Source organism: Psychroflexus aestuariivivens, from assembly GCF_004010055.1.
Lineage (GTDB): Bacteria > Bacteroidota > Bacteroidia > Flavobacteriales > Flavobacteriaceae > Psychroflexus > Psychroflexus aestuariivivens.
Genome location: NZ_RQVT01000001.1, coordinates 22,506 through 48,514 on the forward strand (window position 1 = coordinate 22,506; position 26,009 = coordinate 48,514).

General features: G+C 32.3%; 26 protein-coding genes and 1 other RNA gene. 11 read left to right on the plus strand and 16 right to left on the minus strand.

What is annotated here, in order from left to right:
- Positions 1-2: 2 nt before the first annotated feature.
- Together EIG86_RS00105 and EIG86_RS00110 are read right to left on the minus strand one after the other, a co-directional pair.
- Positions 3-1,199, minus strand: a complete 1,197-nt coding sequence (locus EIG86_RS00105) for a hypothetical protein (protein WP_127844124.1) — start codon at positions 1,197-1,199, stop codon at positions 3-5.
- Positions 1,200-1,415: 216 nt separating this feature from the next.
- The gene (locus EIG86_RS00110) at positions 1,416-2,306 is read right to left on the minus strand and encodes a DUF808 domain-containing protein (RefSeq protein WP_127844125.1); all 891 of its coding nucleotides are present in this window, start codon (positions 2,304-2,306) and stop codon (positions 1,416-1,418) included.
- A 324-nt stretch (positions 2,307-2,630) separates the two neighbouring features.
- On the opposite strand from EIG86_RS00110, the gene EIG86_RS00115 reads away from it, so the two are divergent.
- On the plus strand, positions 2,631-3,020 hold the full coding sequence (locus EIG86_RS00115; RefSeq protein WP_192901688.1) for a hypothetical protein: 390 nt from the start codon (positions 2,631-2,633) through the stop codon (positions 3,018-3,020).
- On the plus strand, positions 3,017-3,211 hold the full coding sequence (locus EIG86_RS00120; RefSeq protein ID WP_127844127.1) for a helix-turn-helix transcriptional regulator: 195 nt from the start codon (positions 3,017-3,019) through the stop codon (positions 3,209-3,211). The genes EIG86_RS00115 and EIG86_RS00120 overlap by 4 nt, the downstream gene beginning before the upstream one ends.
- Before the next feature lie 19 nt (positions 3,212-3,230).
- Here the strand turns inward: EIG86_RS00120 and EIG86_RS00125 are convergent, their stop codons facing one another.
- Complete coding sequence (locus tag EIG86_RS00125; RefSeq protein WP_127844128.1) at positions 3,231-3,650, minus strand: ABA4-like family protein; 420 nt, start codon at positions 3,648-3,650, stop codon at positions 3,231-3,233.
- A gap of 326 nt (positions 3,651-3,976) precedes the next feature.
- Between EIG86_RS00125 and EIG86_RS00130 the strand changes: the two genes are divergently transcribed.
- Entirely contained in the window at positions 3,977-5,329 is a 1,353-nt protein-coding gene (locus tag EIG86_RS00130; RefSeq protein ID WP_127844129.1) for a T9SS type A sorting domain-containing protein, read from the plus strand.
- A 2-nt stretch (positions 5,330-5,331) separates the two neighbouring features.
- On the opposite strand, the gene EIG86_RS00135 is transcribed toward EIG86_RS00130, so the two are convergent.
- From EIG86_RS00135 to EIG86_RS00145, 3 genes are all read right to left on the minus strand, one after another.
- Positions 5,332-5,586, minus strand: a complete 255-nt coding sequence (locus EIG86_RS00135; protein WP_127844130.1) for a PH domain-containing protein — start codon at positions 5,584-5,586, stop codon at positions 5,332-5,334.
- A 203-nt stretch (positions 5,587-5,789) separates the two neighbouring features.
- Positions 5,790-6,233 carry an SRPBCC family protein gene (locus EIG86_RS00140; protein WP_127844131.1) on the minus strand — a complete coding sequence of 148 codons (444 nt, stop codon included), beginning with the start codon at positions 6,231-6,233 and terminating at the stop codon, positions 5,790-5,792.
- A 234-nt stretch (positions 6,234-6,467) separates the two neighbouring features.
- Positions 6,468-6,860 (minus strand): hypothetical protein, encoded by a 393-nt coding sequence (locus tag EIG86_RS00145; RefSeq protein ID WP_205030446.1) that lies wholly within the window; start codon positions 6,858-6,860, stop codon positions 6,468-6,470.
- An 81-nt stretch (positions 6,861-6,941) separates the two neighbouring features.
- Here EIG86_RS00145 and EIG86_RS00150 point away from each other — a divergent pair, with 81 nt between their 5' ends.
- A complete protein-coding gene (locus tag EIG86_RS00150) occupies positions 6,942-8,039 on the plus strand; it encodes a serine hydrolase domain-containing protein (protein ID WP_127844132.1) in 1,098 nt (365 codons plus the stop codon).
- A gap of 325 nt (positions 8,040-8,364) precedes the next feature.
- Here EIG86_RS00150 and EIG86_RS00155 read toward each other — a convergent pair whose 3' ends face one another.
- Positions 8,365-9,477, minus strand: coding sequence for a T9SS type A sorting domain-containing protein (locus EIG86_RS00155; protein ID WP_127844133.1), 1,113 nt, complete (start codon positions 9,475-9,477; stop codon positions 8,365-8,367).
- Between the two features lie 529 nt (positions 9,478-10,006).
- On the opposite strand from EIG86_RS00155, the gene EIG86_RS00160 reads away from it, so the two are divergent.
- The 6 genes from EIG86_RS00160 to EIG86_RS14150 all read left to right on the plus strand — a co-directional run bounded on the left by EIG86_RS00160 (position 10,007) and on the right by EIG86_RS14150 (position 15,268).
- Complete coding sequence (locus tag EIG86_RS00160) at positions 10,007-11,323, plus strand: phage integrase SAM-like domain-containing protein (protein ID WP_127844134.1); 1,317 nt, start codon at positions 10,007-10,009, stop codon at positions 11,321-11,323.
- Between the two features lie 56 nt (positions 11,324-11,379).
- Positions 11,380-12,267, plus strand: coding sequence for a hypothetical protein (locus EIG86_RS00165; RefSeq protein ID WP_127844135.1), 888 nt, complete (start codon positions 11,380-11,382; stop codon positions 12,265-12,267).
- A gap of 96 nt (positions 12,268-12,363) precedes the next feature.
- A complete protein-coding gene (locus EIG86_RS00170) occupies positions 12,364-12,666 on the plus strand; it encodes a helix-turn-helix transcriptional regulator (RefSeq protein ID WP_127844136.1) in 303 nt (100 codons plus the stop codon).
- Positions 12,667-12,669: 3 nt separating this feature from the next.
- Positions 12,670-14,226: a DNA primase family protein gene (locus EIG86_RS00175; RefSeq protein WP_127844137.1), complete on the plus strand. Its 1,557-nt coding sequence runs from the start codon at positions 12,670-12,672 to the stop codon at positions 14,224-14,226.
- Between the two features lie 209 nt (positions 14,227-14,435).
- The gene (locus tag EIG86_RS00180; RefSeq protein WP_127844138.1) at positions 14,436-15,119 is read left to right on the plus strand and encodes a hypothetical protein; all 684 of its coding nucleotides are present in this window, start codon (positions 14,436-14,438) and stop codon (positions 15,117-15,119) included.
- Positions 15,119-15,268, plus strand: a complete 150-nt coding sequence (locus EIG86_RS14150) for a hypothetical protein (RefSeq protein WP_192901689.1) — start codon at positions 15,119-15,121, stop codon at positions 15,266-15,268. Before EIG86_RS00180 ends, EIG86_RS14150 begins: the two co-directional genes overlap by 1 nt.
- A 532-nt stretch (positions 15,269-15,800) precedes the next feature.
- Here the strand turns inward: EIG86_RS14150 and ssrA are convergent.
- Positions 15,801-16,202: a transfer-messenger RNA gene (ssrA, locus tag EIG86_RS00185) on the minus strand.
- Between the two features lie 317 nt (positions 16,203-16,519).
- On the opposite strand from ssrA, the gene EIG86_RS00190 reads away from it, so the two are divergent.
- On the plus strand, positions 16,520-17,725 hold the full coding sequence (locus tag EIG86_RS00190) for an NAD(P)-dependent oxidoreductase (protein ID WP_127844139.1): 1,206 nt from the start codon (positions 16,520-16,522) through the stop codon (positions 17,723-17,725).
- A gap of 128 nt (positions 17,726-17,853) precedes the next feature.
- Here EIG86_RS00190 and EIG86_RS00195 read toward each other — a convergent pair whose 3' ends face one another.
- The 8 genes from EIG86_RS00195 to EIG86_RS00230 form a co-directional block, all read right to left on the minus strand.
- Entirely contained in the window at positions 17,854-18,528 is a 675-nt protein-coding gene (locus tag EIG86_RS00195; RefSeq protein WP_127844140.1) for an SIR2 family NAD-dependent protein deacylase, read from the minus strand.
- A gap of 1 nt (position 18,529) precedes the next feature.
- A complete protein-coding gene (locus EIG86_RS00200; protein WP_127844141.1) occupies positions 18,530-19,300 on the minus strand; it encodes a carboxypeptidase-like regulatory domain-containing protein in 771 nt (256 codons plus the stop codon).
- 61 nt (positions 19,301-19,361) lie between these two features.
- Entirely contained in the window at positions 19,362-21,098 is a 1,737-nt protein-coding gene (locus EIG86_RS00205; protein WP_127844142.1) for a DEAD/DEAH box helicase, read from the minus strand.
- Positions 21,099-21,148: 50 nt separating this feature from the next.
- Positions 21,149-21,739 (minus strand): non-canonical purine NTP diphosphatase, encoded by a 591-nt coding sequence (locus tag EIG86_RS00210; RefSeq protein WP_127844143.1) that lies wholly within the window; start codon positions 21,737-21,739, stop codon positions 21,149-21,151.
- Entirely contained in the window at positions 21,739-23,070 is a 1,332-nt protein-coding gene (locus tag EIG86_RS00215; protein WP_127844144.1) for a DUF58 domain-containing protein, read from the minus strand. The genes EIG86_RS00210 and EIG86_RS00215 overlap by 1 nt, the downstream gene beginning before the upstream one ends.
- Entirely contained in the window at positions 23,070-24,062 is a 993-nt protein-coding gene (locus tag EIG86_RS00220) for an AAA family ATPase (RefSeq protein ID WP_127844145.1), read from the minus strand. Before EIG86_RS00220 ends, EIG86_RS00215 begins: the two co-directional genes overlap by 1 nt.
- Before the next feature lie 3 nt (positions 24,063-24,065).
- On the minus strand, positions 24,066-25,268 hold the full coding sequence (locus EIG86_RS00225) for a DUF4350 domain-containing protein (protein WP_127844146.1): 1,203 nt from the start codon (positions 25,266-25,268) through the stop codon (positions 24,066-24,068).
- Complete coding sequence (locus tag EIG86_RS00230) at positions 25,261-26,007, minus strand: hypothetical protein (protein ID WP_127844147.1); 747 nt, start codon at positions 26,005-26,007, stop codon at positions 25,261-25,263. The genes EIG86_RS00225 and EIG86_RS00230 overlap by 8 nt, the downstream gene beginning before the upstream one ends.
- Positions 26,008-26,009 lie beyond the last annotated feature (2 nt).

The window sequence follows — 26,009 nt, forward strand, 5'->3', positions numbered from 1 at the left end:
ATTTATTTTGAAAATACCATGGCATATTCAATACCATTGGCAGTTTGGTAATTATCTTGTATTTGTAATTCTTCTTCATACTGAGAAATAATTTGACAAAAAATCGTGACTCTTTCGTTAAAATCTATGTCTTTCATAAAATCATAGTTTAAAATGAAATTGAATAAATTGTCACTGGTGGCAATGAAACGATTCCTTACTTCTTCTAGATTTACCATTATTTCTTCTTCAATATTATTTTGAAGATAGTCATTAGAAATACTTTCTGCTATGTCTTGCTTGAAAAGTAATCTATTTCTATAATTTCTAGCAATTCTTTTAATAGTATCAAAAGCTCGCTCGTCCTCTCTAAGAAAGTCAATAGATAAGTTTATGGATTGATTAGTTCTTGCTTCAAAAATGACTTGATTTTTGTTTGAAATTATTTGTTTGATGTCAGTTTCAGCTTCAATTGTAAAATTGTCTTTTAAGTATTTAAGTTTTCGTAGTTTTTCTAAAAACCTTCCTTGTTGTTTTATTTGATTTAGATAATCAATTATCTGTTTTTCTATTTCAATTAGGTTGTGTGAGCATTCTCCTAACTGACTTTTTAGTTCAACAATAATTCTACCTAACTCTTCATCTAAAGCTCTATTGAAAAAAGTGAGTTCTTCCTCATTAATAAGTGACAATGTCTGATGTATCAAGTTTATAATTACTGTTCTTTTCTCATCAAGATTTTCTAGTTTTAATTGTTTGTTTTTATAGTTCGATTCATTCTTAAAAGTATTTTCGATATTACGTCTTAAATCTACTACACTTCTAAGTGTGATAAGCCCCATATTGCGAAACGTTTTTTTTATAAATCGTAAGTAGGTATATCTTTTCGTTTCGCTATGTTCATTTAAAAAGTAAACAATGTTTTCTTTTATACTTTTTATATTTTCGTCAATATATGAAAGGTTGATTTCTTCGCTAACAAATAACACTTGTTCAAAAAACTCTAAAAATTGCCCATCAAGTTCCAAAAAACCTCCATTTTCTCTTATGACAGATTTTTGAATTAATAAGTCAATACGACTTTCTTCATAATCAACAAGTTCTAAAGCATCACTCAATTTGTAATCAATGGATTTCCTTTTGCTAAACATTTCAGATATTAGTTTTTCCTCTCTTTTCAAAGCGGTAACTAATTCTTTTATGTCGTTAAAAGTGTTCATGTTTTGTTTAAGTAAGTATCACCTTTTTTGTTTTTAAAAATACAATTTTATTTTTGAGTAGGGACATTTAGGCTCGTTTTATGCCAGTCAAATCGATTAAGACTGGCAATGGAAAAACCAAAAACCAAAATCATGTCCACATCAGGGACATTTCTATTAAAACAATACAAAACAAAGCTCACTTAGGGGCATCCGTAGAAAAGCTAAAACTTAGATTTAGTCTTTGGTTTTATCTGGGGATAAATTGTTTTTAAGTTTTAGAACTAATTTAACCAACAAGAGGCAAATAAAACCAATCCCTAAACCAAGAATAAATTCTGTTACTATAGCAGGCAGGACAGGAAAAAGACCATGAAAAACATCAACATTATGAGAGAAAATACCGCCGGAAACCAGCAATAAAGCCAAAGTACCAATGACCGATAAACTTTTGATGACTTTGGGTAGCGCATTTACTAAAACGTGGCCAAGTTTGGCTTTAAAACTATTTTCATTTGAACTTTGATTGATCAATTTGACTCCAGTATCATCCATTCTAACGATTAAAGCAACGATGCCGTATACGCCAACAGTAGCAATCAACGCAATAATGGTGACCACAGGAATCTGTATACTTAAACCTTTATCGGAAACTGTGCCGAGCGCAATAATTACAATCTCAACAGACAAAATGAAATCAGTTAAAATAGCAGAATTGATGCGTTCTTTTTCTAAAGCGATGATTTCACTTTCTGTTTGCGTGTTTTTGAGTTCTTCTTTTTTAGAATCTGGATAGGGCACAAAGAAATGATAGATTTTTTCTGCGCCTTCATAAGCAAGATACAAGCCACCTAAAACCAATATTATGGTGACGGCAACAGGCAGAAAAGCACTCAACAAAAAAGCAACGGGCAGTATAATTAATTTATTGAGTAAGGAGCCTTTTGTAATAGACCACAACACCGGTATTTCTCTGGAAGATACAAAGCCAGAAGCTTTTTCGGCATTCACAGCCAAGTCATCGCCAAGAATACCTGCGGTTTTTTTAGCAGCCACCTTACTCATTACAGCAACATCGTCCATAAGTGCAGCGATATCATCCAAAATTGCAAAAAATCCAGAAGCCATAAATCTTTAGTTTTATATATGAATAGAATCGCCGAAAATACTTTTTTTTCTATTTCATTTGGTGTTATTCAGAAAAAAATAAGCGAGCTTTCATTATCTTCATTTCTAAAGTTCGACTAAATCATATAGAATAGCTTTTTGAATTTCAATTTGAATATTCTGAGATAGGAGGAAATGCTTGAATTTCCTTAGATTCATGGCTGCTCTTTTTGTAAAACATAAGATTCATTTTCAAATAATGTAAAATAAACTTGACATTCTAATTTTTTGAATTATATTTGTAAAGTTTTATTTACATAATGTATAATCTTAATTACTTATAAAATGACAGCAGAAAAGAAAAAAGTATTGAAATTGGCTGGCTGGACGTGGTCTTGGGTGGCTTCGTTAGCCTTTGCGACTTTTGGACCAAAATTTATTTGGGATGACCACCAATTGCTCACTATTCTCGCCGTGGCGACCAATTTTGCTAATGGCATTGCCATGATTATTGCTAACCGTAACTATTTTAATAGTTTGGACGAATTGCAACGAAAAATTCAACTGGAAGCTCTGGGAATTACTTTAGGTTTAACAGTTATTTTTGGCATCACTTACAGTGTCATGGACACGACAAACCTAATTCCTATGGATGCAGAAATCAGTTTGCTTGTTGGTTTTATGGGCATCACTTACTTTATTGCTTTGTTAATCAATAGAAATCGTTACGCATGAAAAATAAACTGAAAGTTTTGCGTGCAGAACACGATTATACGCAAGACCAACTGGCAAAAGCGGTTGAGGTCTCGCGGCAAACGATCAATGCCATAGAAAAGGGAAAGTTCGATCCCAGTTTGGTGCTTGCCATAAAGCTGGCCAGACTTTTCGAAACAGATATTGAAACTATTTTTATTTATGAAAAATAAGGTTGAGTTGTATAAAAATTTAGGCTAGTTTTTTTGTTTTGCTCACTTTGAGTATGGAATACAGCAAAAAGCCAACGGGACCAAACATAAAGCAAAGCAATAGACAAGGAATGATCAGAAAATGATTGAGGCCATGCTTCCGAGACTGATTCAGAATCCAGTTGCCGACCAACAAGTCAAACACAAGATAATGAACCCAGCCTGTCAAGACGGCTTCATCGGAGGAAAACATGGCTTTTATGCCTTCGAGTTTGCTAAAAGATTCCATGTCCATATCTCCAAAACCTTGGATGACATAAACCAAATACACCACGGCCATAGCCATAGAAAAACAATAAATAACGGGATTTCTCCAGGATTTGCCAGGAAAGAAAATAAGAATCAGCCAGGCAGGAATAACGATGGTGTTAACGATTTGAAATACGATTGATGCAGTCATGAGTAATTTAATTTTGAATTTAAATTTACTAATTATTTTGGTTTTCTGTAGAATGACTTTTCAGATCTGGTGAATTTGAATTAATATGTGAATGTTTTTGTTCTGTGGTTTTAGTTTAAATTGAATTTTTCAGATTGAAATCCTATGTATTCAGAAATTTTTATTGAATTTATTTAGGTTGAGTTGAATCAGTCGCACAATATTCGGCATCTTTATTTTTGATTAACTGAATAATGATCAGTTCAAATTAAACTTTATTTCTGTTGAAATATATTGGTCATGATTTCCAATTTTTAATTTATATATTTGATTTAAAGTTATTTAGTATGAAATATTTATATTTTTTAAGTTTGGTTTTATTCACTTTAAATGTAAAAGCGCAATTCAGCGAAGTTCTAATTATAGACGACAGTGAAGAAACTGGTGCTGTGACCAATATCAGTTCTGCGGATTTCAATAATGACGATTTGGTGGATTTACTTTTGAGTAGAGCTGGCAATAAAGACCAAATTAATGTGTATTACAATCAAGGGACAGGAAACTTTTCCAGAGTTGTGATAGAAAATAATCTGAATGACCCTGTTTTTGTCAATTATGGTGATTTTGATGACAATGGTTTTTTGGATGTGGTTGCAATTTCAGAAACTGGCGGAGAGATTGTTTTATATATGAATGATGTAAATGGGTTTAGCAATCCTGTTGTTTTGGGTAGTGAAGGCAGCTTTGGTAAATCTATAGTTGTAGACGATTTCAATGCTGATGGTTTTGTGGATTTTGTAGTGATACATCAGCATGCTATTGCGGTTTATGAAAATAATGGCAACGCTGAGTTTACCAAAAATCCAATTTTGACCACAGCAGAATCACCTAATATTTTGGAGTGTTTTGATTTGGTGAAAATGGATGTGAATGGCGATGGTCATATGGATGTCATTACTGCGGAAACTTTAGGGCTTGTGGTTTATACAAATGATGGTAATGCCAATTTCACGCCAGAAACCATGAAAACATCAAGTATTCATACCATCTCTAGTTTGCAAAAAATTGATTTTAATAATGATGGCTTAGAAGATTTGGTATTTTTGGATGCCAATAGCGAATTGCTTCTTTTTGAAAACGAATCGGCTACAACGTCTACATTTACTTTACATTCGAATATTGCTCAAATTTCTAGTAATTCAGTGAAAGCCATTCGCAGCATAGACCAAAATGGCGATGATTTGCCTGACATTTATTTAGGTTACAATGGTCAACCACATTTACTGCAGAATGACAGTAATTACAGTTTTAATCAAGATTTGATTTTGGATGATCAGTCTGCATTATTTGTGCAAGAAGTTCATGTAGCTGACCTAAATAATGATGGTCTGGATGAATTTATTTGGGAATCTGCAGGCGGGACTTTGGCATACCAAAACAACACGATTTTGAACCTAGAGGAATCAACTAAATTCAATATTGAAATTTATCCAAATCCAACGTCGGATGTATTGCAAATCAATTGTCAAATTCAAAAACAAGCAAAACTCAGTCTTTACGATTTGAACGGAAAAGGCTTGAGTCATTTTGAAATCGACTTGCCAGGAGAAATTGACTTGTCAGAATTAGCAAAAGGAACATATATTCTAAAAATCCAAACCGAACATAAAATTCAACACCAAAAAATTATTAAACACTAAAATCATTGCTTATCTGTTGATTCTACAATCTTAATTTCTGGATTTAGTTTTAGGATGGTGTCAATAAATTTTTCATTAGTTAGTGGTGTAATGTAGATTTGTTCATATTTTTGATATTTAACAATGAGTCCGTGTCTGGCTGTAGCTGGTCTGAGGCCAACCCAAAGTGTTTTACCAACAATTATTTCTCGGATTTCATCAATTGAAATACAACCGCTTATAAAACCCGATTTGTATTTTAGCTCAGTTGCTGTCAACTCGTAATTCGTTTCAAAATAGAATTAGAGTAGGCATAATAAAATCGCAAAAAGCGAAACATCAGTTATCAAAAATTCTAGCTTGTATTCCCAACCACCTAAATATAATTGCAGGGTAAAAGCACTTAAAAATAGTAAGATAAATACAATGATCAATAATTTGAAAAACCAATCTTTTCTGCTTTCAAAAAACATAATTTATTTTAATTACTTTGCTTTTCTAAATATTGTTTCAAATTTTGTTGGATAAAATATTTCCAACCCGCTTCACAATTGCTTCTGCTAAACTCAGGCACATTCTCTGGGAAAGATTCTAAAACATGATGAGTCAATTTTAATTTCACAATCTCATTGTGTTGAATTAATTCAAAAATAACTTCGGAATCTCCCGCGTAATTGCCGTATTTCCAATTGAGTGTTAATCGTTTCTGCGGTAAAACTTCAGTGACTTTCCATAGGTGTGGAAAAACTCGTCCTTCATTTGTGACTACAAAACTCGTTTCAAAATCTTCTTTAGCTTTGAAATCTTTTATATTTTCAAAAAACCATTTCCGCATTTGATGTGGCTCTGTTAAAGCACTCCAGACCTGAGAAATTGATGTATCATAACTGGCTTCAACAACAATATTTTGGTCTGTTTTTTTCATAATCAATTTTTGAAATGTATAAATTCAAATATAGTATGAATTTATAATGAAACAAAGGCAGTCAAATCTATTGAAAAAAAATACAATAGGTTGAAACCCCCTGAATAAGCATTTTAAAAGTATTGAGAATTTCTAACTTATTATGAATGGCTTTGTTAGTATTTAAAAGTTGCTAAACTGTTGAGATGGTAAATTTAAAAATTTTGTAAACTATGCAGGTTTGATAATTTGAAATCACTCCATGCCTGGGAAGTGCTTTACTTTTTTGACTTTCAAATCAGGAAAATGCTCTACCACTTGAACTTTGAAATCTGGAAATTGATCGACGACCTGCCACTCACCGCAGTCATTAGGGAAATTGTCCACGAATTTTACATTCAGATCTGGGAAATGTTTCACATATTGAATTTTGAAATCTGGAAAATTATCGACAAACTGTACTTTGCCATGCAGCTTTATGCCTTCAAACTCGCAGTTTTCAAAAGAATTTGGGGCGATATTAACTTCAGCAATAGATTTATGATTTGTTGGATTTGCATTTTTGACGTCAAAGTTTCCTGAATTTGAAGCAAAACCCACAAATAGCAAAACAAGTAAACTGTGAAGGAATCCTATTTTTTTAATCATTTTTGAATATTATTAATGTAATTTCATTAAGATAAATAAATTTAAAGCTAATGATTAAATTTGAAGTATAATTTTATAAAAATGAAATATTTATACTCACTTATTTCAATAATATTATTGATGTCGTCTTGCAGCAAAAGTGACGATGATAATGGCAATCTGCAAAATAGCAGTTTGTATTTTCCACCAAACACATCGAATGATTGGTCTCGTCTAACTCCAGAGGAATTGGGTTGGGATACTTCGGAAATAAACAACCTAAAAGATTTTCTGGAAGCTAGCAATACGAGAGCATTCATAATTCTAAAAGACGGGAAAATAGTTATAGAAGAATATTTTGGAACTAATATTACGGGAACAGCAACATTTACTGAAGATACAAAATGGTACTGGGCTTCAGCAGGGAAAACGCTTACGAGTACTTTGGTGGGCATAGCACAGCAAGACGGATATTTGGATATCGAGAATCGAACATCAGATTATTTAGGTGAAGGTTGGACAAGTTTGACGTCAGATCAGGAAAACTTAATCACCATAAAAAATCAACTTACCATGACAACGGGACTGGATTATGAAGTGCCGAATTTAGATTGCACCAATCCGTCTTGCCTCAATTATAAGGTGGATGCTGGAAATCAGTGGTTTTATCACAACGCCCCATATACGTTACTTGAAAAAGTTATAGAAAATGCAACAGGTTTGGATTATAACGACTATACCAACCAAAAAATTGAATCCAAAATAGGGATGAACGGTCAGTGGATAACTCAGGGATACAATAAAGTATATTGGAGTAGTGCAAGAGACATGGCTAGATTTGGACTTCTAATTCTTAACAACGGAAAATGGAATGACCAGGCTATTATTTCCAATGAAAATTATTTCTCACAAATGACTAGCTCATCTCAAAATCTAAATCCTTCTTACGGATATCTTTGGTGGCTGAATGGAAAATCTTCAATCATTTTTCCATCTATTCCAACATCTTTCAACACATCATTATCTGAAGCTGCACCAAGTGATTTAATTGCAGGAATGGGAAAAAATGGACAGTTCGTTGAGATTTTACCAAGCCAAAATATAGTGGTTGTAAGAATGGGTGAAGCTTCAGATGGAGGTCTGTTGCCGATAATTTTTCATAATGAAATGTGGAATAAAATCAATTTGATATTTGAATAATGCAACTCTCGAAGAAGTATTAAATTGACTTAATGCTTCAGCTTGGGGAAAATCCCTCGCTTTTAGGCGAAGACTTTAGTATTTTTGTAATCATGCAGAATTACCAAAGACATCACTTGAATCCAATCAAATAACAATATTCGATTTTTCTTCTGATTAGTAAGTAAATTTAAGTGTTAAGACAGACTTCAAAATCAATAGATTTAACAAAGATTCATTCTGAATACTCGCTTCATCTTATTTATTCAAATCCTGAGTAAGTTATATTAATTTAATCAATACCAAAAATTTGAAATCTTTGATAATTTGTACACAATAAAATCAATCAATCTTTAATGATTTTTTGGACATGATAGGTATAATCATTGAAGTTAACCTTGACTAAATAAACACCTTTATTCAGATGAGAAATATCCACTTTTTGGCTATCGCTATGATAAATAAGTCTAGCATTTGTATCATAGATTTCTACAGAAACGAATTCCACCCCATCGATAATTAATATGTCCTTTACAGGATTTGGATATAAACTAACCCGATTAATAGATAAATCTTCAATAGATAACAAATCATCATTTGTAGAAAATGATATCAATTTTGCATCATCTGCAAAAGGAGGAATATCAAAAGATTCTGATGTCATTAAATATCTGTTGGCTCCTATATTTGTAATTGCTTCTATTTGTTCAAAGCCTAAGCTCGACAGTGAAATTTGCGTATTAGTACCTGAAAAGACATCATTTTCTGTAAAGTTTTCGCTAATCCAAATAAAGGGTTGAAGTGTAAAATCATAACCTACTGAATATAATTTCCCTGTTAATTGGTTGTAAGTGGAGCCAGTGATTAACCCACCACTATCTAAGGTAGTCGGCAATGGATTTACTGAATAAGTTCCACTATCTTTTGGAATTGGGTAAGCTTTTGTAATCCCAGTTACCCAATTTTTAGTCAATAAGATTAAATCTGTATCAAAAGAAACTATTGCTTCCGAATCCCATTCAGTATTATTAGGACTAGGTGTAAAGTCTGTCTGATCCGAGTAGTTAAAGTTTATAATTTCCGATGTTACATTGGTCGAGTTTAGGTAGTCACTTTTATTAATTTTATAAATTTTTAAATCCGTTCTATTTCCATTATTATTTCCAATATCTGCCACATAAATCGATGTATCATCTTGTGTAAGATCTTCCCAGTCTACATTTGTGGCATTATCGATTGTAATAATTCTGGTCACAGCTCCGGAAATTGTATCTAACTCGTAAAGTTCATTTTGATTTCCTGAATCATTATGAGTTATAAGTCTGTCATTAAAGAAAATAGCTCCAGATGATTCATTTAAATTTTCTGGTAAAGTAAATTTTTCCTCGACATCGGTTATTTGGGCAGTTAAGTTGAAATTTACTAAAATAAAAAAGACTAATAAAGTTATTTTTTTCATGGCCTCTATATTTACTACACAGCATTATTGTGTATGATTATATGTGTTTAAGCTTAAAGTTATAAAAAAAAATCAAATAAAAAATCCATAAGTTGTCTAGAACCAATGAATTAATTGCGCAGGATGTTGTGATAATTTTTTATTTGCATTTTTCATTTTAATAGTTTACAACCTTTTCAATAAAATAATACCTCTACAAAATCAGATAATTATTTAACTTGAAAATTTATTATTTAAAACAATTCTACAATTAAAAAATAACATTAATTAAAAGTCAGCATAAATTGTCACCTAAAAAAGAAAACCCCCATATACACTGGGTATATGAGGGTTAATTGTGGAGTCGGGGAGAGTACTTAATATTAAAACACTTGAAAACAGGTAAAACTAATTAAAATACAAAATATTGATAAACAGTATTTTATAAATATAATCGTTTCACTTATATAAAGATACATTAAAATAGATTTAACCATATAGCACAAAAATAGCACAACTTTAATTAAGTTTGTGCTAAACAAATAATGATATGGCTACTATAAAATTTTTGTATCGCTCACGAAAGCAGAATGAACCAATAACAGTAAAATTAAATTTTTCGCACAATGGTAAACAATACAGACTGTTTGCAAAAAGTGAAATCACAGTTTATACAAAAGATGAGATAAAAGATAATTTTAAACTAAACGCAGCTAAGATATTTGACAAGCTAATTAAAGGTGAGCTTAAAGATATGTTACACGAAAAAATAATAAAGCCTAGATTAGATAGTGAAATTGCAGACCTTAAATATTATATCTTAGATGAGTTTGATAATACCAATATTGAAACGGTAGCAAAAAATAAAGATTGGCTTAAAAATATTGTTGATAAATATTACAAGCCTAGTGATGAGAATGATACCATACAGCTACCAACTAATCTTGTTGATTATTTTGATGTTTATATCAAAAGTAAAAAAGGTGATATAAAAGAGTCTTCAATAAAAAAATATAAGGTTATCCAGTCAAAGCTAAACCGATTAGAAAAACACTTTAATACTACTTTGAAAATTGAAAATATAAACGAAAATTTTAAAAATCAATTCAATGAGTTTTGCGACCTCAACCAGTACTCAAATAACACCAAACAAAGAGAATTAGTTTTAATTAAAACGGTTTGCTTTCACGCTAGATACAACGGTTTAAAGACTCACAAACAACTCGAGAAATTGAAGTTTAACAGAGAAGATGTTGAGCATCCTTATTTAAGCTTTGATGAGCTAGAAACTATTAAAAACAAACACTTTGATAAAGATTATTTAGATAATGCCAGAGATTGGCTCATTATAAGTTGTTTCACTGGTCAACGAGTTTCTGACTTTATGAAATTTACTAGTAAAAATATTAGAATAGAAGACAATAAAAAGTATTTAGAGTTTAAGCAGCAAAAGACTAGCAACCTTACAACGATACCAGTATTAAAACAAGTTAATGAAGTCCTAAACAAAAGAGGTGGCAATTTTCCTAGACCAATATCAGACCAAAAATATAACGATTACATAAAAGAAGTTTGCAGACTTTGCGAGATTGACGAGGTTATGACTGGCAAAAAGAGAATAAGTATAGCACCAGATGGAGTAAAACCACAAAAGCATCATTATAGAGATGTTATAACCTCAGCACCAAAATACGAATTTATCAGCTCGCATATTGGTAGGCGTTCCTTTGCTACTAATCATTATGGTAAAGTACCAACAACTTATTTAATAGGAATTACAAACCACAGCACCGAAGCACAGTTTTTAAATTATATTCAAAAAGGTAGTAAAGACCTAGCTAAAGATGCACACAATTATTTTGAGTAAATAAAAAGTTTTATAAACCGTTCCAATTTTTCCCATTTTTCCAAAAACAAAAGATAATGACTAAAGAAAAAAGCAATAAACAATTGAATAATAGCGAGATAAACCAAAAAGCTGAACAACTTGAAAAAATTAAAAACAAAGTCAAGTTTGATGAGAAACTAAGCAAAAAAGAAAATGAGATATATCAAAACTACCTTAGTATAGTTAAAAAGTTTCCGCCAGTTTATGAGAATACACCTTATGGTGATTTGAAACAATTATATGATATTTTTAAAGCTCACGATTTCAATAAAATGAATGATATAGAAAAACAATCTTTTAAAATTGAATTAGATGAGCTAGTTAACGGCTTAATTGATTTTATCAAAACAGTACCAATGACTAGTAAAAGATTTACTAATGTTATAAACAGACTCAAATATCTTTATACGCTTTATTATGATGTAGATGTATTTAACGAAACCGATAAAAAACGTATTGAGCGAAATGATGCGTTTGATTTTGAATTAGAACCAAAAGCAAAACCAGATGGAAGGTTACTAATTACAGATGCAGAAAAAAGAATATTAAAAGCCATTGATGAGGTGAAAGCAAAACACAATCCTAAAGGTAGCAGTAAAGAATATGCTGAATATCAAAAGTTATTTAAACAGCAAATACCAGATGCAGCCTTTGATGAGCTTATGAAGCTCGATGCAAAGTATCGAATTACATTTATGTACCTAACTGGTGATTTACTGAATATTTATAACGATAATGGACTAAATGCGAAAAAAACGGCTGAAACTATCGAATCGTTTATAGGGACTAATTATTCTAATGCAATAACACCAACTATAAGACGCAATCCAGCACAAAAAAACTTTGCTACAAATGAATGCATCGAATACAAACCATTAACCAATATCATTGAAAAATACAATATCAAAGTAAACGAGAATTAACCTATTTTAAACTTTATACTAGTATATACTAGTATCTTAAATAACTGTAAACCAATTAAATACATTTGTCAGGCAATTAATCTAAATTTAATTATTATGACAGATGTAAAAGAAAAAAACAATCCATTAAAGGAGTTAGTAAGCTCAATTATTGAGCCTTCTTTAAAAAGGATTGACAAGCTAGAAGCTACACTTTTGGACAAGCTCGAAGGAATCAACAACCAATCACCAAAAGACGATTTAATAACACCAGATGAGGTTTGTAAACGTCTTCAAATTAGCCGTACTACTTTATGGAATTATGAAAACAAAGGCTACCTAGTTAGTAAAGGTATCGGAGCTAGACGTTATTATAACTGGAATGAAGTTGTAGAAGCTTTACAAACTAAAAATTTGTAGGTTATGGCTGAGGTAAAAAAAATGCCCGACTATGGAGCTAGTGGGCAAGGTCTTTTAGATGGTTTTCTTTACAAATGTAACACTTTTAACGAGTTAGCCGAGTATCTTTTAACAAAAGCAAAGCCTGTTGATTTTTTAGCTAGAGAGAAACAAGGTTTAAAAAACAAGTTAGAATCTTCTGAAAAAAAGCTTTACAATTCAAAACTTAGTGATGAGGAAAAAACTAAGCTTTCAGAGAAGATTGCAAACATTGATGCAGTATTAAAACGTAAAAAAAGCGCATCACGAAACACAATAATAGTTGAAACAATAGATGTTTTAATCAAATTGACTTCTCACAATAGTATAAATTTTTTATGCGCTAGTAATGGTAAAATTTATTGCTACCTTACTTCTCATTGGAATGAAATTGACTCTAAGGAATTTCGCAATTTCATTAAAAAATTTGTTATCAAACTGGGGGCTACAAAATACTTAGCAAAGCATTTTAAGTTTGTTGATGAATTAGAAAACCAGTTTAAAAGTGAGTCTTCACGAGATTTTGAAAACAAAGAAAATCAAAATGCTATTTTGATAAACTTTCAAAATGGCACTTATAATTTTAAGACCAAAAAATTAGAATCGCACTCACCAGTTGACAACTTAACTTATGTATTGAAATTTGACTACAATCCAGAAAGCAAATCACCATTATTTGACAAATTCATAGATGAAGTTTTAACAGATAAGCAAAAGCAAAATGTTTTAGCTGAATTTATAGCATCGGTTTTTATCAAAAAAGATATTTTAAAACTCGAAAAACTTTTGTTACTCTATGGAGTTGGAGCGAACGGCAAAAGTGTGGTATTTGATATTGTTCAAAAATTATTAGGAGCTGAAAATATTACAAATTTTAGCCTAGAATCATTATCAGATAAAAGTGGTTACACTAGAGCTGAGATTGAAAATAAACTACTCAATTATTCTAGTGAGATAAGTAGCAGGACAAACCCAGACTTTTTAAAACAAATGGCAAGTGGTGAGCCAATACCAGCGAGAGAGATTTACGGTAAGCCGTTTCAAGTTTATAACTATGCTAAATTAATGTTTAACGCCAACGTATTGCCAAAGGATACTGAAGATACAGACGGTTTTTTTAGACGCTTTTTAATTATTCATTTTGATAAGGTTATCCCACAGGATAAGCAAGATAATGAGCTAGCTAAAAAAATAATCGAAAATGAGTTAAGTGGCGTTTTTAATTGGGTAATGCAAGGTTTTGAAAGATTAATAAAAAACAAATCATTTTCACCTTGCGAGTCTTCAGATAAAATTGTCGCACAATATAGAACCCATAGCGATAGCGTGGCAATGTATCTAAATGAAGCCAACGCCAAAAAAAGCCTAAATGGTATCAAAATAAAAGAGCTTTACGATAGATACAGAGCGTTTTGTATTGCTAGTGGTTATAAGACAAATAACAGAAGCAAATTGGAAGAGAGTTTGCAAAACAAAGGCTATACCATTGACAAGGTCTATAAGGTTAAAAATGCTTTTATAGAAGTTGACTCAGTTGATTAACGAAGGAAATACAATCAAATGAAACTGAAGATCAATAAAACCATTTTTGGAATTTGTACCTACATATTATTGACTTTTAAAATGTTGCCTTGCAATCCAAATGCACCATAAAGACTTACGTTTTCAACAAAAAGTCAAAAAAGCAATTTAATAACAGAATAGCAGCAATTAAGAAATAAACATTTGCTGCTTAACAAATACCTAAAATTATGAGTAAATTATATTTAAAATTCGATCAAAGCAGATATGATAATCAAATAAAAATGATTTCAAATATTGCTAAAATCTACACAGATGCAGCCAATGAACTTTTAAAACTGGACGTAAAAGGCTATAAAGCAGAAAATTTAATCAATGGCGACTTTATCACTCTTTTTGATGAGTATCACAAAAGCGAACACTCAAAAATTAAAGACCCTGTTTTTAAAAAATTATCGTATGAGAAATACTTAGATCTTAGAGAACTTGACACAACAAAGCTGGAAGAGTTGCAAAGTGAACACGAAAAAAGAAAAAACTTTTGCTTTGAACTTTACGAGGTCAACGATTTATTTTTCACTAAAGCAGAAACAAATCAAACTAGAAATATATCTTTTGCTAAAGCAATGAATAGCGCACCAGTAAAGCGTAGATATACAATTGATAAGGTTTTGAGTTTCAAAGGCAATAAAGCGATTATTAACATACCAAAAAAACCGTTTGAAGTCCACGCACTTAATAGAAATCAAATTGATTTGATGCAAGATGTTTCAGATTTTATAAACACCTCTCGAAAGCTTGGATTAACTTATGAGAAAGTAAAGCCACATATTGCCGTTTATCTAAGTGATCTTAGTATTGATTTGAAAACTTTTAGTTTTGATTTTAACGAAATTCTAAAAAGCAGATTATAATGAAAACTAAGAAAGTCAAAATTTTAAGAGCGCACAATAATTCAGAACTCGAGAATAAAATAAATGAGTTACTGGCTAAAGATTGGAAAATAACCAATAATTTAGCTATTGATGAATCTGGCTATATTTACACAATTATGAAGCAGTAAATTAGTGTTATGTGTTGTATTTGAGAAACCTCGCTAGCAATGGCGGGGTTTTTTATTGTTTTGTTTAACTTTTATACATAAAAATGTAACAGGGTTGAAATTTTAGCAGATTACACACAAAACGCAGTCGTAAAAGTATTGCTACTCAGATTTTAAAACTTTTTAAAGTACCTTTTTTAAATTGTACTCTCATTGCATAACAAATACAATCATTCAGCACCAAAGTAATTAAAGACCTTATTAAAATTGAAATTTAATTATTAACCAATGAATTAAAAAGGTAATTAGATATTATGCCTTCATTAATCAATATTCAAATTATATATTCAGTTAATTTAATAAATACAAAATTTTAATCATAGATTGGAAGAATGGGAAAAATGAGAAGCGTTTGAAAAACTTTTTATTCTTTAACAATCACCTAATTTATAAACATTATAAATAACAAAATAGAGCGATAACACAAAAATAGCGCAACTTTTAAAATAATAAAACCTTAATACGTTGAATATAAACATACTAAGGTTTTTAATTGTGGAGTCGGGGAGACTCGAACTCCCGTCCAAACAAGCAATTCAATAGTTTTCTACACGCTTAGTTTTCTCTTGAATTGTCGAGACAAAGCTGGCTGAAAACCACCTACTTTGTCCTTATCCTCACTTAAATTTCACTAAAGCATCAAGGCCCTGCTTCAGCTATATTTACTTTATCGGTGCCTCTGGTGCAAACGCCGTAAATCAGGGCGTTTGCGAGACATCTTAGCCCGTTACCTTGTAACGGTTAAGCATATCCTACTATGTTTCGGATTATGCAGCTAAGGCGTAGTTATCTTCGCCGTTTAAAAAAGTGTGAAATATGAGATTTACGAGCTATATCCCAGCGCTCGGCGTGCTTACCATTCAATTGGTCTTGCTGTCAAAACCAAGTCGACCCCATTTGAAAAAATATCAAATGTCGTAAGCAAAAAAATACAACATTTCAAAGAACAAATCCAAAACCAAAAGTTTCAGAATGTTTTGGGCGTTACCCCATGGAATTTACTATCGTATTCCATGCGGTCGGGCTTTCCGCTCTATCTTTTTGCGCCATTTATAAAACCTCAAAAAGGATGCCACTTCAATCCCTAACGCAAAATTACCGACAAAATTAAAGAAAGAAATTAAATTGAAACTTCATCTTCAATAAAATCGGGCTGCAAAAATAGATAATAATACTATATTTGAGACTAAAATAATCACAAAATTTGACTTTATGAAAATAGGCATCATCAAAGAGCGAAAAACACCACCAGACAGACGCGTTGTGTTTTCGCCAAGCAAAGCAAAATCAGTTCAAAATCAATTTAAAGATTTGGCATTTGTGGTGGAACCTTCAGACATTCGTGTCTTTTCTGACCAAGCTTACCGAGATGCTGGGCTGGAAGTTTCAAATCACCTAACAGAATGCGATTTGATGCTTGGCGTTAAAGAAGTGCCGATTGAAGCCTTGATTCCCGATAAAAAATATTTTTTCTTTTCACATACCATTAAAAAACAAACTTATAATCGTGATTTGCTAAAAGCAATTTTGGATAAAAATATAGAACTCTACGACCATGAAGTCATCACTAAAGCTAATGGAGCCCGACTAATTGGTTTCGGTCGTTATGCCGGATTAGTTGGTGCCTACAACGGTTTTCGCGCTTTGGGATTACGAGACAACTTATTTAACCTGCCAAAAGTTGAAAATTTACCAGATTTGAAAGCCGTGAGAGAAGAATTAGACAAAATAGATATTCCAAAAATCAAAATTTGTTTAACTGGAAAAGGTAAAGTAGCAAATGGTGCACAAGAAATTTTGGATCATCTTGAAATCAAACATGTTAGTGCCAAGGATTATTTATCTAAAGATTTTGATGAACCAGTCTACTGTAAAATTGATGTGATTGATTACAATAAACGCAAAGATGGAAAAGCTGGCATAAAATCCGAATTTTTCAAAAATCCAACACCGTATGAGTCTGATTTTATGAAATTTTCAAAAACAACAGATTTCTTTATTGCTGGACATTTTTATGGAGATGGCGCACCTTATTTGTTTACAAGAGAAGATGCTAAACATCCTGATTTCAAAATAAATCTAGTGGCAGATATTAGCTGTGATATCGATGGTCCAGTAGCTTCAACAATCAGGCCGTCAACCATAGCAGATCCATTTTACGGGTACGATCCACAAACCGAGTCTGAAGTTGCATACGATGCTAAAAATGCAATCACAATAATGGCAGTAGATAATTTGCCATGCGAATTACCAAAAGATGCCAGCGAAGGTTTTGGAGATATGTTTGCCAAGCATGTGATTCCAGCATTTTTCGATGGTGATGCTGATGGAATTTTAGCCAGAGCTAAAATGACAGAAAATGGAAAATTGACTGAAAGATATTCGTATTTACAAGATTTCGTAGAAGACAAAGAATAATATTGATTTGTTTTTTTTAAATAAAACTCAAGCAATAATCTAGTATTTTGATATAAAAAAGCAGAATTTCTAATTTTAGAAATTCTGCTTTTTTATAGAATTTTAAAGCTAGTAAATTTTAAGAAAAATTACAAAAGCTCGCTAACTACTTTATCAACGCCGCTACTGGCGTTTTCAGAGTAAATTTTAATATCTGCACTTGGCGAAATATTAGGTTGTGGATCGATAAAATATATCGGTGTATGTTCAGGTGCAAAATCTATTAATCCAGCAGCTGGATAAACTTGCATAGAAGTGCCAATAATAATTATAATATCTGTTTGGCTGATAATTTCCATAGCTTTATCCATCATTGGTACTGCTTCTCCAAACCAAACCACATGTGGTCTTAGTTGGTGATTTCTGTCGCAAGTATCGCCAACATTAATATCTTCTTCCCAATCCAAGATTTGTTTTTCTTGACCTGTGCATTCGACTTTCATAAGTTCACCATGAAGATGAGTCACATTTTGACTGCCAGCTTTTTCGTGTAAATCATCCACATTTTGTGTGATGATATCCACTTTATACTGTTTTTCTAAATCAACTAAACGCCGATGTGCAAGATTGGGTTCAACTTGTTTGAGTTGTTGGCGTCTTTTATTATAGAAGTCTAGAACTAAATCAGGGTTTTCTCTAAATCCTTCAGGTGTAGCAACTTGCATTACATTATGACCTTCCCACAATCCATCGTGGTCACGAAAAGTTTTAACACCACTTTCGGCGCTAACTCCAGCTCCGGAAAGTATGGTGATATGTTTCATTCTAATCTCTATTTATAGCTCTATATTCTTCATAACAACCGCTGATTGCATCCAAAATTTGAAGATCATTGGCAGATGAAATAAAATCGATAGAGTAGTTGCATTTTTCTAAAATCTCATCAATATCTGGTTTGCTGATTTGCAAAACTGCGGACAGGGTTTCACGATCGTATTTATCACGTAGAATATCTCGAATTTGATCGTCAGCTTTCATTTTTCGCATCCGTTTCATTTGCTGTTCCTTGCGACCGAAAGTTTTGTAAAGTAAATCTGCTGGATTCGATATAGATTGCAATACCTGTGAAATCGAACTTTTTTGATAATCGCCACCTTCATAAGCATAATTCAACCCAGAAATGCTGTAGCGGTAATTATCATAAATAGGAATATTTTTGGCATCTATTTCTAAATAACCAGTCAATTGGACTTCTTTCAATTCAACTTCTTCTAAAGCAATGGCAGATTCTGTCATTTTAATTTTGACGTCACCAAATTTCAGCCAATCTTCGGTAATTTTAACTTGTATGGGTTTGTAACCAAGATATGATAAATGAATTGTGTCACTTACTCTAGCTTTCAGTCGAAATTCCCCTTCAGCATTGGTTGCAGAACCTTTTACAGTGTTGATGTTGATGATGTTGACATTCTCTAATGGTTTGTCATTAGCAGCATTCACAACTACACCTTTGATGGTTTCCAGAGATTTCTCTTGGCTGAAACCCACCAAAGTTGTAAGAATGAATATGAGGCTTAAAATACTTTTATTAATCATATTTTATAAAAGTAGAAATTTAATTCGAAGCTGAAATTAATTTATTGTAATATTAATAAAATTAACGCTTATTTCTTCTGCGTTCAAAGGAGCTTTTTACACTAGATTTTCCAGACCTTTTGCCTTTAAAACCGCCTTTGGATTTATCACCATCGAATTTCTTGCGTGGTTTACGGCTTTTGCGACCGCCACCGCCACTTTTTTGATCGTTGGTAATTTCAACATTGACATGTCTGCCTTGCAATTGAAAAGTTTCAAAAGTTTGTTGAACTTTTTCGACTTGCTCAGTTGGCACGTTGAAAAATGAAAATGTATTTTTCACATCAACTTTGGCGACACCATCACGGTCTAGATTCAGTTGTTCTTTCAAGAAATCTTTTAAAGACATCCAATTGAAACCGTCTTTTTCACCAATATTGATGAAAAACCTTGTTTCATCTCCATAATCACGTCCAGAAAACGAGCTGTCTGCTGAATGCTGAGTGATTTTTGGTGCGTTTTTATAATAATTATGAAATCTCGTAAATTCTACAGAAAAGAATTTTTTGATAATATCCTCTTTGCTTAAGTTTTCAAATTGAGCTTCCAAATCTGGAATAAAAGCATCGATCTCATGATTGATTTCTGTACTTTTTATTTCATCTGCAAGGTGAAATAACTGACGTTTGCAAATTTCATCTCCAGATGGTAATTCTTCTTGAGTGAATTTTTGACCAATTATTTTTTCAACTTGACGAATTTTTCTAACTTCACTTTTAGTCACAATTACTAAAGATTTACCTTCTTTTCCAGCACGGCCAGTTCTTCCGCTACGGTGCGTGTAAGTTTCAATTTCGTCTGGCAGTTGGTAATTGATCACGTGTGTGATGTCATCTACGTCGATACCACGAGCAGCAACGTCTGTAGCTACTAGCATTTGAATTTGTTTCTTTCTGAAACTATTCATTACCATATCTCTTTGCGCTTGACTTAAATCGCCATGCAAAGCTGATGCGCTGTAACCGTCTTCGATTAATTTTTCTGCTACTTTTTGTGTATCTCTTTTCGTTCTACAGAAAATGACAGCATAAATATCTGGGTTTGCATCTACCACGCGTTTTACGGCGTTATAACGATCTCTGCCACCAACGATAAAATATTCGTGACTTACAGTTTTTGTAGATACGTTCTTCTGACCAACCGTAATTTCTTTCGGTTGTTTCATGAATTTTTTAGCGATAACAGATACTTCTTTAGGCATTGTTGCACTAAATAACCAAGTATGCTTTTCCGCAGGAGAATGTGAAAGTATTTCTTTGATATCTTCAAAGAAACCCATATTCAGCATTTCATCAGCTTCATCCAAGATACAAATATCAATATTTGAAATATCGATGATATTTCGCTTGATCATGTCTTTCATTCTACCTGGTGTTGCGACAATTATTTGTGCCCCACGCTTTATTTGCTTGGCTTGGTCGGTAATACTAGCACCACCATAAACCGCAACAGTATTTAAGTTTTGATAGTATTTTGCGTACTGTTTCAACTCGTTGGTAATTTGCATACACAACTCTCTGGTCGGAGAAAGAATTAAACCTTGTGTTTTCTTAGAATTAAGGTTTATATTCTGAATTAAAGGAAATCCAAATGCGGCTGTTTTTCCTGTACCTGTTTGGGCCAGCGCAACCATATCGGTTGGCTCTTCGAGTAAAATAGGAATGGTTTTTTCCTGAACTTCACTCGGGGACTCAAATCCTAAATCTTCGATTGCTCTCAAGATTTCAGGGCTTAAGCCTAATGATTCAAATGTATTCATAAGTAATTTAAAAATAGGTGCAAAGGTACGCATTCCTATTTTGATAAGACTTATGAATTGCTTTTATTTTGATTTCTAAGGAATTCCAACATTTTTTGAAAGGCTAAAGCACGATGACTAATGCTGTTCTTTTCTTCGGCAGACATTTCAGCAAAAGTTTGATTTTTTGAACTTGGTTTGAAAATTGGATCGTACCCAAAACCGCCATTGCCAGAAGGTTTTTCTGTGATTTCACCTTCGCAAATACCTGTAAAAGTTTTTTCTAATTTTCCATCAATATAACTTATGACGGTTTTAAATCTTGCGCTACGCTGGGTTTTATCTTTTAAATTTTCTAAAAGTTTTTTTCTATTTGCAGAATCATTTTTCTCTTCGCCAGCATATCTTGCAGATTTTACGCCAGGTTCGCCATTCAGCGCATCAACTTCCAAACCGGTATCGTCTGCAAAACATGGAATTTCAAATTTTTTAGAAATAACTTCAGCTTTTATTTTTGCGTTGTCTTCTATAGTGTTACCAGTTTCCTCGATTTCCTCGTGAAAATCTATGTCAGAAAGCGATAATAACTGTATATAACTAGGCATTATTTGTCGAATTTCTTCAACTTTATTGGGATTGTGTGTTGCAAAAATCAATTTCATTATAAAAGTCCTTTAGCTTTAATTTCTAAATATTTATTGATGGTATTTACCGATAATTCTTTAGGTTTTGTCAGTACGGTTTGAATTCCATTACGCTCTAGTTCTTTGACCATAAGCCTTTTGTCATATACAAATTCTTGCGCAATTGTTTTTTCATAGATTTCCGTAGTATTTTCAGTATTTAGATTTACCAATTCGTCTAACTCAGTATTTTCAAAGAAAACAACCACAACCAAATGCTTCTTAGAAAGTGCTCTAAGATAGGGGAGTTGCCGTTTCAAACTAGTGATGTGTTCAAAATTTGTGTAAATTATAAACAAGCTTCGTTGCGTGATTTTGCGTTTGCTGTGCGCATACAGTCGATTGAAATCTGACACCAAATAATCGGTTTCTATATTATAAAGTGTTTCCAGAATTGAGTTTAAATGTGTTTTTTTAGTGCTTGCTGGTAAAAAATTAGACACTTTTTCTGCAAAAGTTAACATGCCAACTTTGTCATTTTTCTTCAATGCAATATTACTGAAAGCTAAACTTGCATTAATAGAATAATCTAGTAAAGACAAGCCTTCAAAAGGCATTTTCATGACGCGACCTACATCTATAATATTGTAAATTGGTTGTGATTTTTCGTCTTGATATTGGTTCACCATCAAACTGTCATGCTTGGCTGTAGCTTTCCAGTTTATGGTTCTGATGTCATCGCCAATCACATAATCTTTAATTTGCTCGAACTCCATTGTGTGACCAATTTTTCGGATTTTTTTCATTCCAAAATTGCCCATTTTCTGATCTATTGCCAGAAAGTCTAAAGCTCGCATTTGAATGTAAGATGGATAGACTTTTACAGACTTTTCAAGATCAAATCGATATCGCCTTTTCACCAGTTGAAATTTCGTACTGATGAAACAGTTAAGATATCCAAAAATGTAAACGCCACGTTTCAAAGGTGTTAATGTGTATGTGAATGCGTTTTTTTCATTTGCTTTCAAATTTAAAACCTTATGAAAATCCCGTTTTTGGAACTGTTCTGGAATTTCATCAATAATTTCAACTTCAATAGGAAATTTATAAGAATTGATACAGTTGACAACAACTTGATTGGCATCGCTGTTGGAAAATTTTTCAGGTAAAATGCGTTCTGCTGAAAAATTCTTTTTACCATAAAGCCGAACAAATTCTAAAGCGAGAACAAACAAAAAGACGATGAGAATAAGCCAAGTGATGCTAAATAAAGTCGGAAACCAAAATGACAGCAAAAATAGCACTGCAAAGCCAAATAGCGAGGCGTAAAAATTCTGACCGAAATATAAAGATTTAAAAAAATGAACCACTATCTAGGAATTTCTACTGATTTTATAATCATATCGATGACTTGTTCTGGTGTTGTGCCTTCCATTTCTTTTTCTGGAGACAAAATAATTCTATGGTTTAAAACTGGCATTAATGAAGCTTTCACATCTTCTGGTGTTACAAAATCTCGACCATTAATTGCTGCAAAAGCTTTGGAAGTTTTCAATATTGACAACGATGCTCTTGGCGAACCTCCAAGAATCAAATGCGGATGATTTCTGGTTTGGTTCACGATTTCAGCGATGTAATTGAAGATTTTATCTTCCACAACAATCTCATGAATTTGATCTCTAAACTTTAGTAAAGTTTCGGGATTCATGACAGGTTGAATTTGATCTATGGCTTTGTTTGATTTTCTTTTATGATGTGTTTTCAGAATATCTATTTCCTGATCCAAATTTGGATAATCAATTTTTATTTTGAATAAAAAGCGATCCAATTGTGCTTCAGGTAGGGCATAAGTACCTTCTTGTTCAATAGGGTTTTGCGTGGCAATAACCATAAAAGGTGGCGGCATATCGTACTGAATGCTGTCCATCGTGATTTGTTTTTCTTCCATAACTTCAAACAATGCTGCTTGAGTTTTAGCTGGCGATCGGTTGATTTCATCAATAAGCACAATATTTGAAAAAATCGGACCTTTTTTGAATTCAAAACCAGTTTTATCACCTTTCAAAATAGAGGTTCCCAAAACGTCGCTTGGCATTAAATCTGGTGTAAATTGAATTCTATTGAACTCTGTGTTTATCGATTTCGCAAAAAGCTTGGATGTTATAGTTTTAGCAATTCCAGGAACGCCTTCAATTAGCACATGTCCGTCTGTTAGCAAGCCAACGATAAGTAATTTGACGAATTCTTCTTGACCTACAATAACTTTAGCCAATTCTGTTTTGATTGCTTCTACAGAAGTTCTGAGTTCTTCTAGTGGAATTCTATTGTTAAATTCCAAGTTATCGTTTTGTTCGTTTTCCATGATCTAAATATTGAGTTCTGAAATTTTATTATTTAATGTTTTAAGCTCTTCTTCTGAAATAGTATTTCGATTTTGAATTTCACTGATATATTGAAAAACATCTTTTAAAACCTTAAAGTCGATACCGGTTTTATGTGCCAAATTTTTTATAAAATCAATGTTCAATTCTTGGGTATTCAACTGATATTTATGTCGAATTTTCTCTAAAAATAACTTAATAATTTTATTAGCCATTTCTTTATGGTCTTTTTTCTCCAAGTGCATTCCTGCTATAGTTTGGGTGAATTCGTAAGTTTTATTGCTTACAGGTGGGATAATTTTAATTGGCTTCTGCTTTCTTTTTCCGCTAAAAATTATATAAAATAAAGAAGCGATTAAAATCATGTAATAGGCCCATTTCAAATATATATTAGACAACAAATAGTATAGTGGACTGGAAATTCCTTTTTTACCGAGTTTATAATATTTATCCCAATAAATCGGTTCCGAAAGGTCGATATAATTTAGGATTCGGGAGACGTACTCGTGATTTTCATCACCAATCATAAAATAATTGGTGAAAACTTGCGGAGCCAGATGAATCAATATTTGACCATCGCCCCACGGAATCTTAATAAAATTTATGTTTTCAGAATCAGACTCAATTTGGTCGTCATCCCAAACACTTGCAACTCCCAAAACTATCGTTTCTAAAGTATCAATTTTTTTAAAATATAAATATTCATATTTCTCTGGAGAAACTTTAGGTGTTTTTAGTCTTAAACTTTCATTCAGCAAATTGAAAGCTGGTTTGTAAGTGATTTTTGAATTGCTGACATGAAACGTTATATTCAAATCCAAAGTGTCTAAAATCTTTTGTGGAATACCAGCAGAAGCGAAAAATACGTTGTTGCCCTGACTTACCCAGTCGAAAATTTGATCGGTTTCTTCTTTTGAAAGGTTGACGTAATTATTTAGAAAAAAGTAAGTGCCGTTTTCAATATTGCCTTCATTAAATTCTTCAAAAGGCGGTCGGCTTCGATTAATGATTTGTTTGGCTTTTTCTGAAAGGTTTTCAAAAAATATTTCGCTACCCAGTGGTCTTGAATCTGAAGATACGTAGCTTGGCGTCCAATCTATTGGTTCCTCTCTTATAACTTCCAAAAACATAGTAAAAGCGATGAGAGCCAAAACTCCGTACAGCAATATTTTTTTGGTTTTATTCATATTTTGATTGCTGTTTTACGCTTGAATTCAGTTCTTCGAATTGCAATTTTATTTTATTGAAAATCGATTCATTTAGCTGAAAATCTCCATACCATATAAAATCATAATACCGTGTTATGGCTTCAAATTCTTTGCTAAAACTCTGGTTTTTCAACTCTTGGATGTATTCTGTGTTGGTTTTTTGAAATTGATAATCAACAAGTTTTTTGTTTTTTAAATTTTTCAAAATCAACAAATAGTAATATCGAGTCGCCAAACGATAATTTTGATTTTGAATAGCCTCCTGAATCAGCTCTTGCAAATTTTTGCGATAAATCAATTCTTCCTCTTCCGTTAAATCTACTTCAGGTGAATCTGAACTCTTGGTCAATTTTTGTCCAGGGTTGAAGCGGTTGAACAACCAAACAACAAGAAAAACCAAACCTAAAATGGATATTATTTTGATGATTAAGCCTAAATAATTCCAAATAGAAGCACCTTCCAAATCACTAAACAGCCAATCCATAAATTTTGTGTATTGCATGTTTAGCCAGTCCATAAAATCTTGAAATGGTGAGACTTCAACTGGTCTGTAATATTCGTAATCACTATCGTTTTGGAATTCTTCTATGAGTTCAGAATCGAATTCCACAGGATTGAAAGCGGTGTCATCAACTTTGAGTTCATCATAAGAATTTTGATTTTGAGCAAAACCAAAACCAAGACTTAGAAGTAAAACAAACAAAATAAATTTTGGCATAT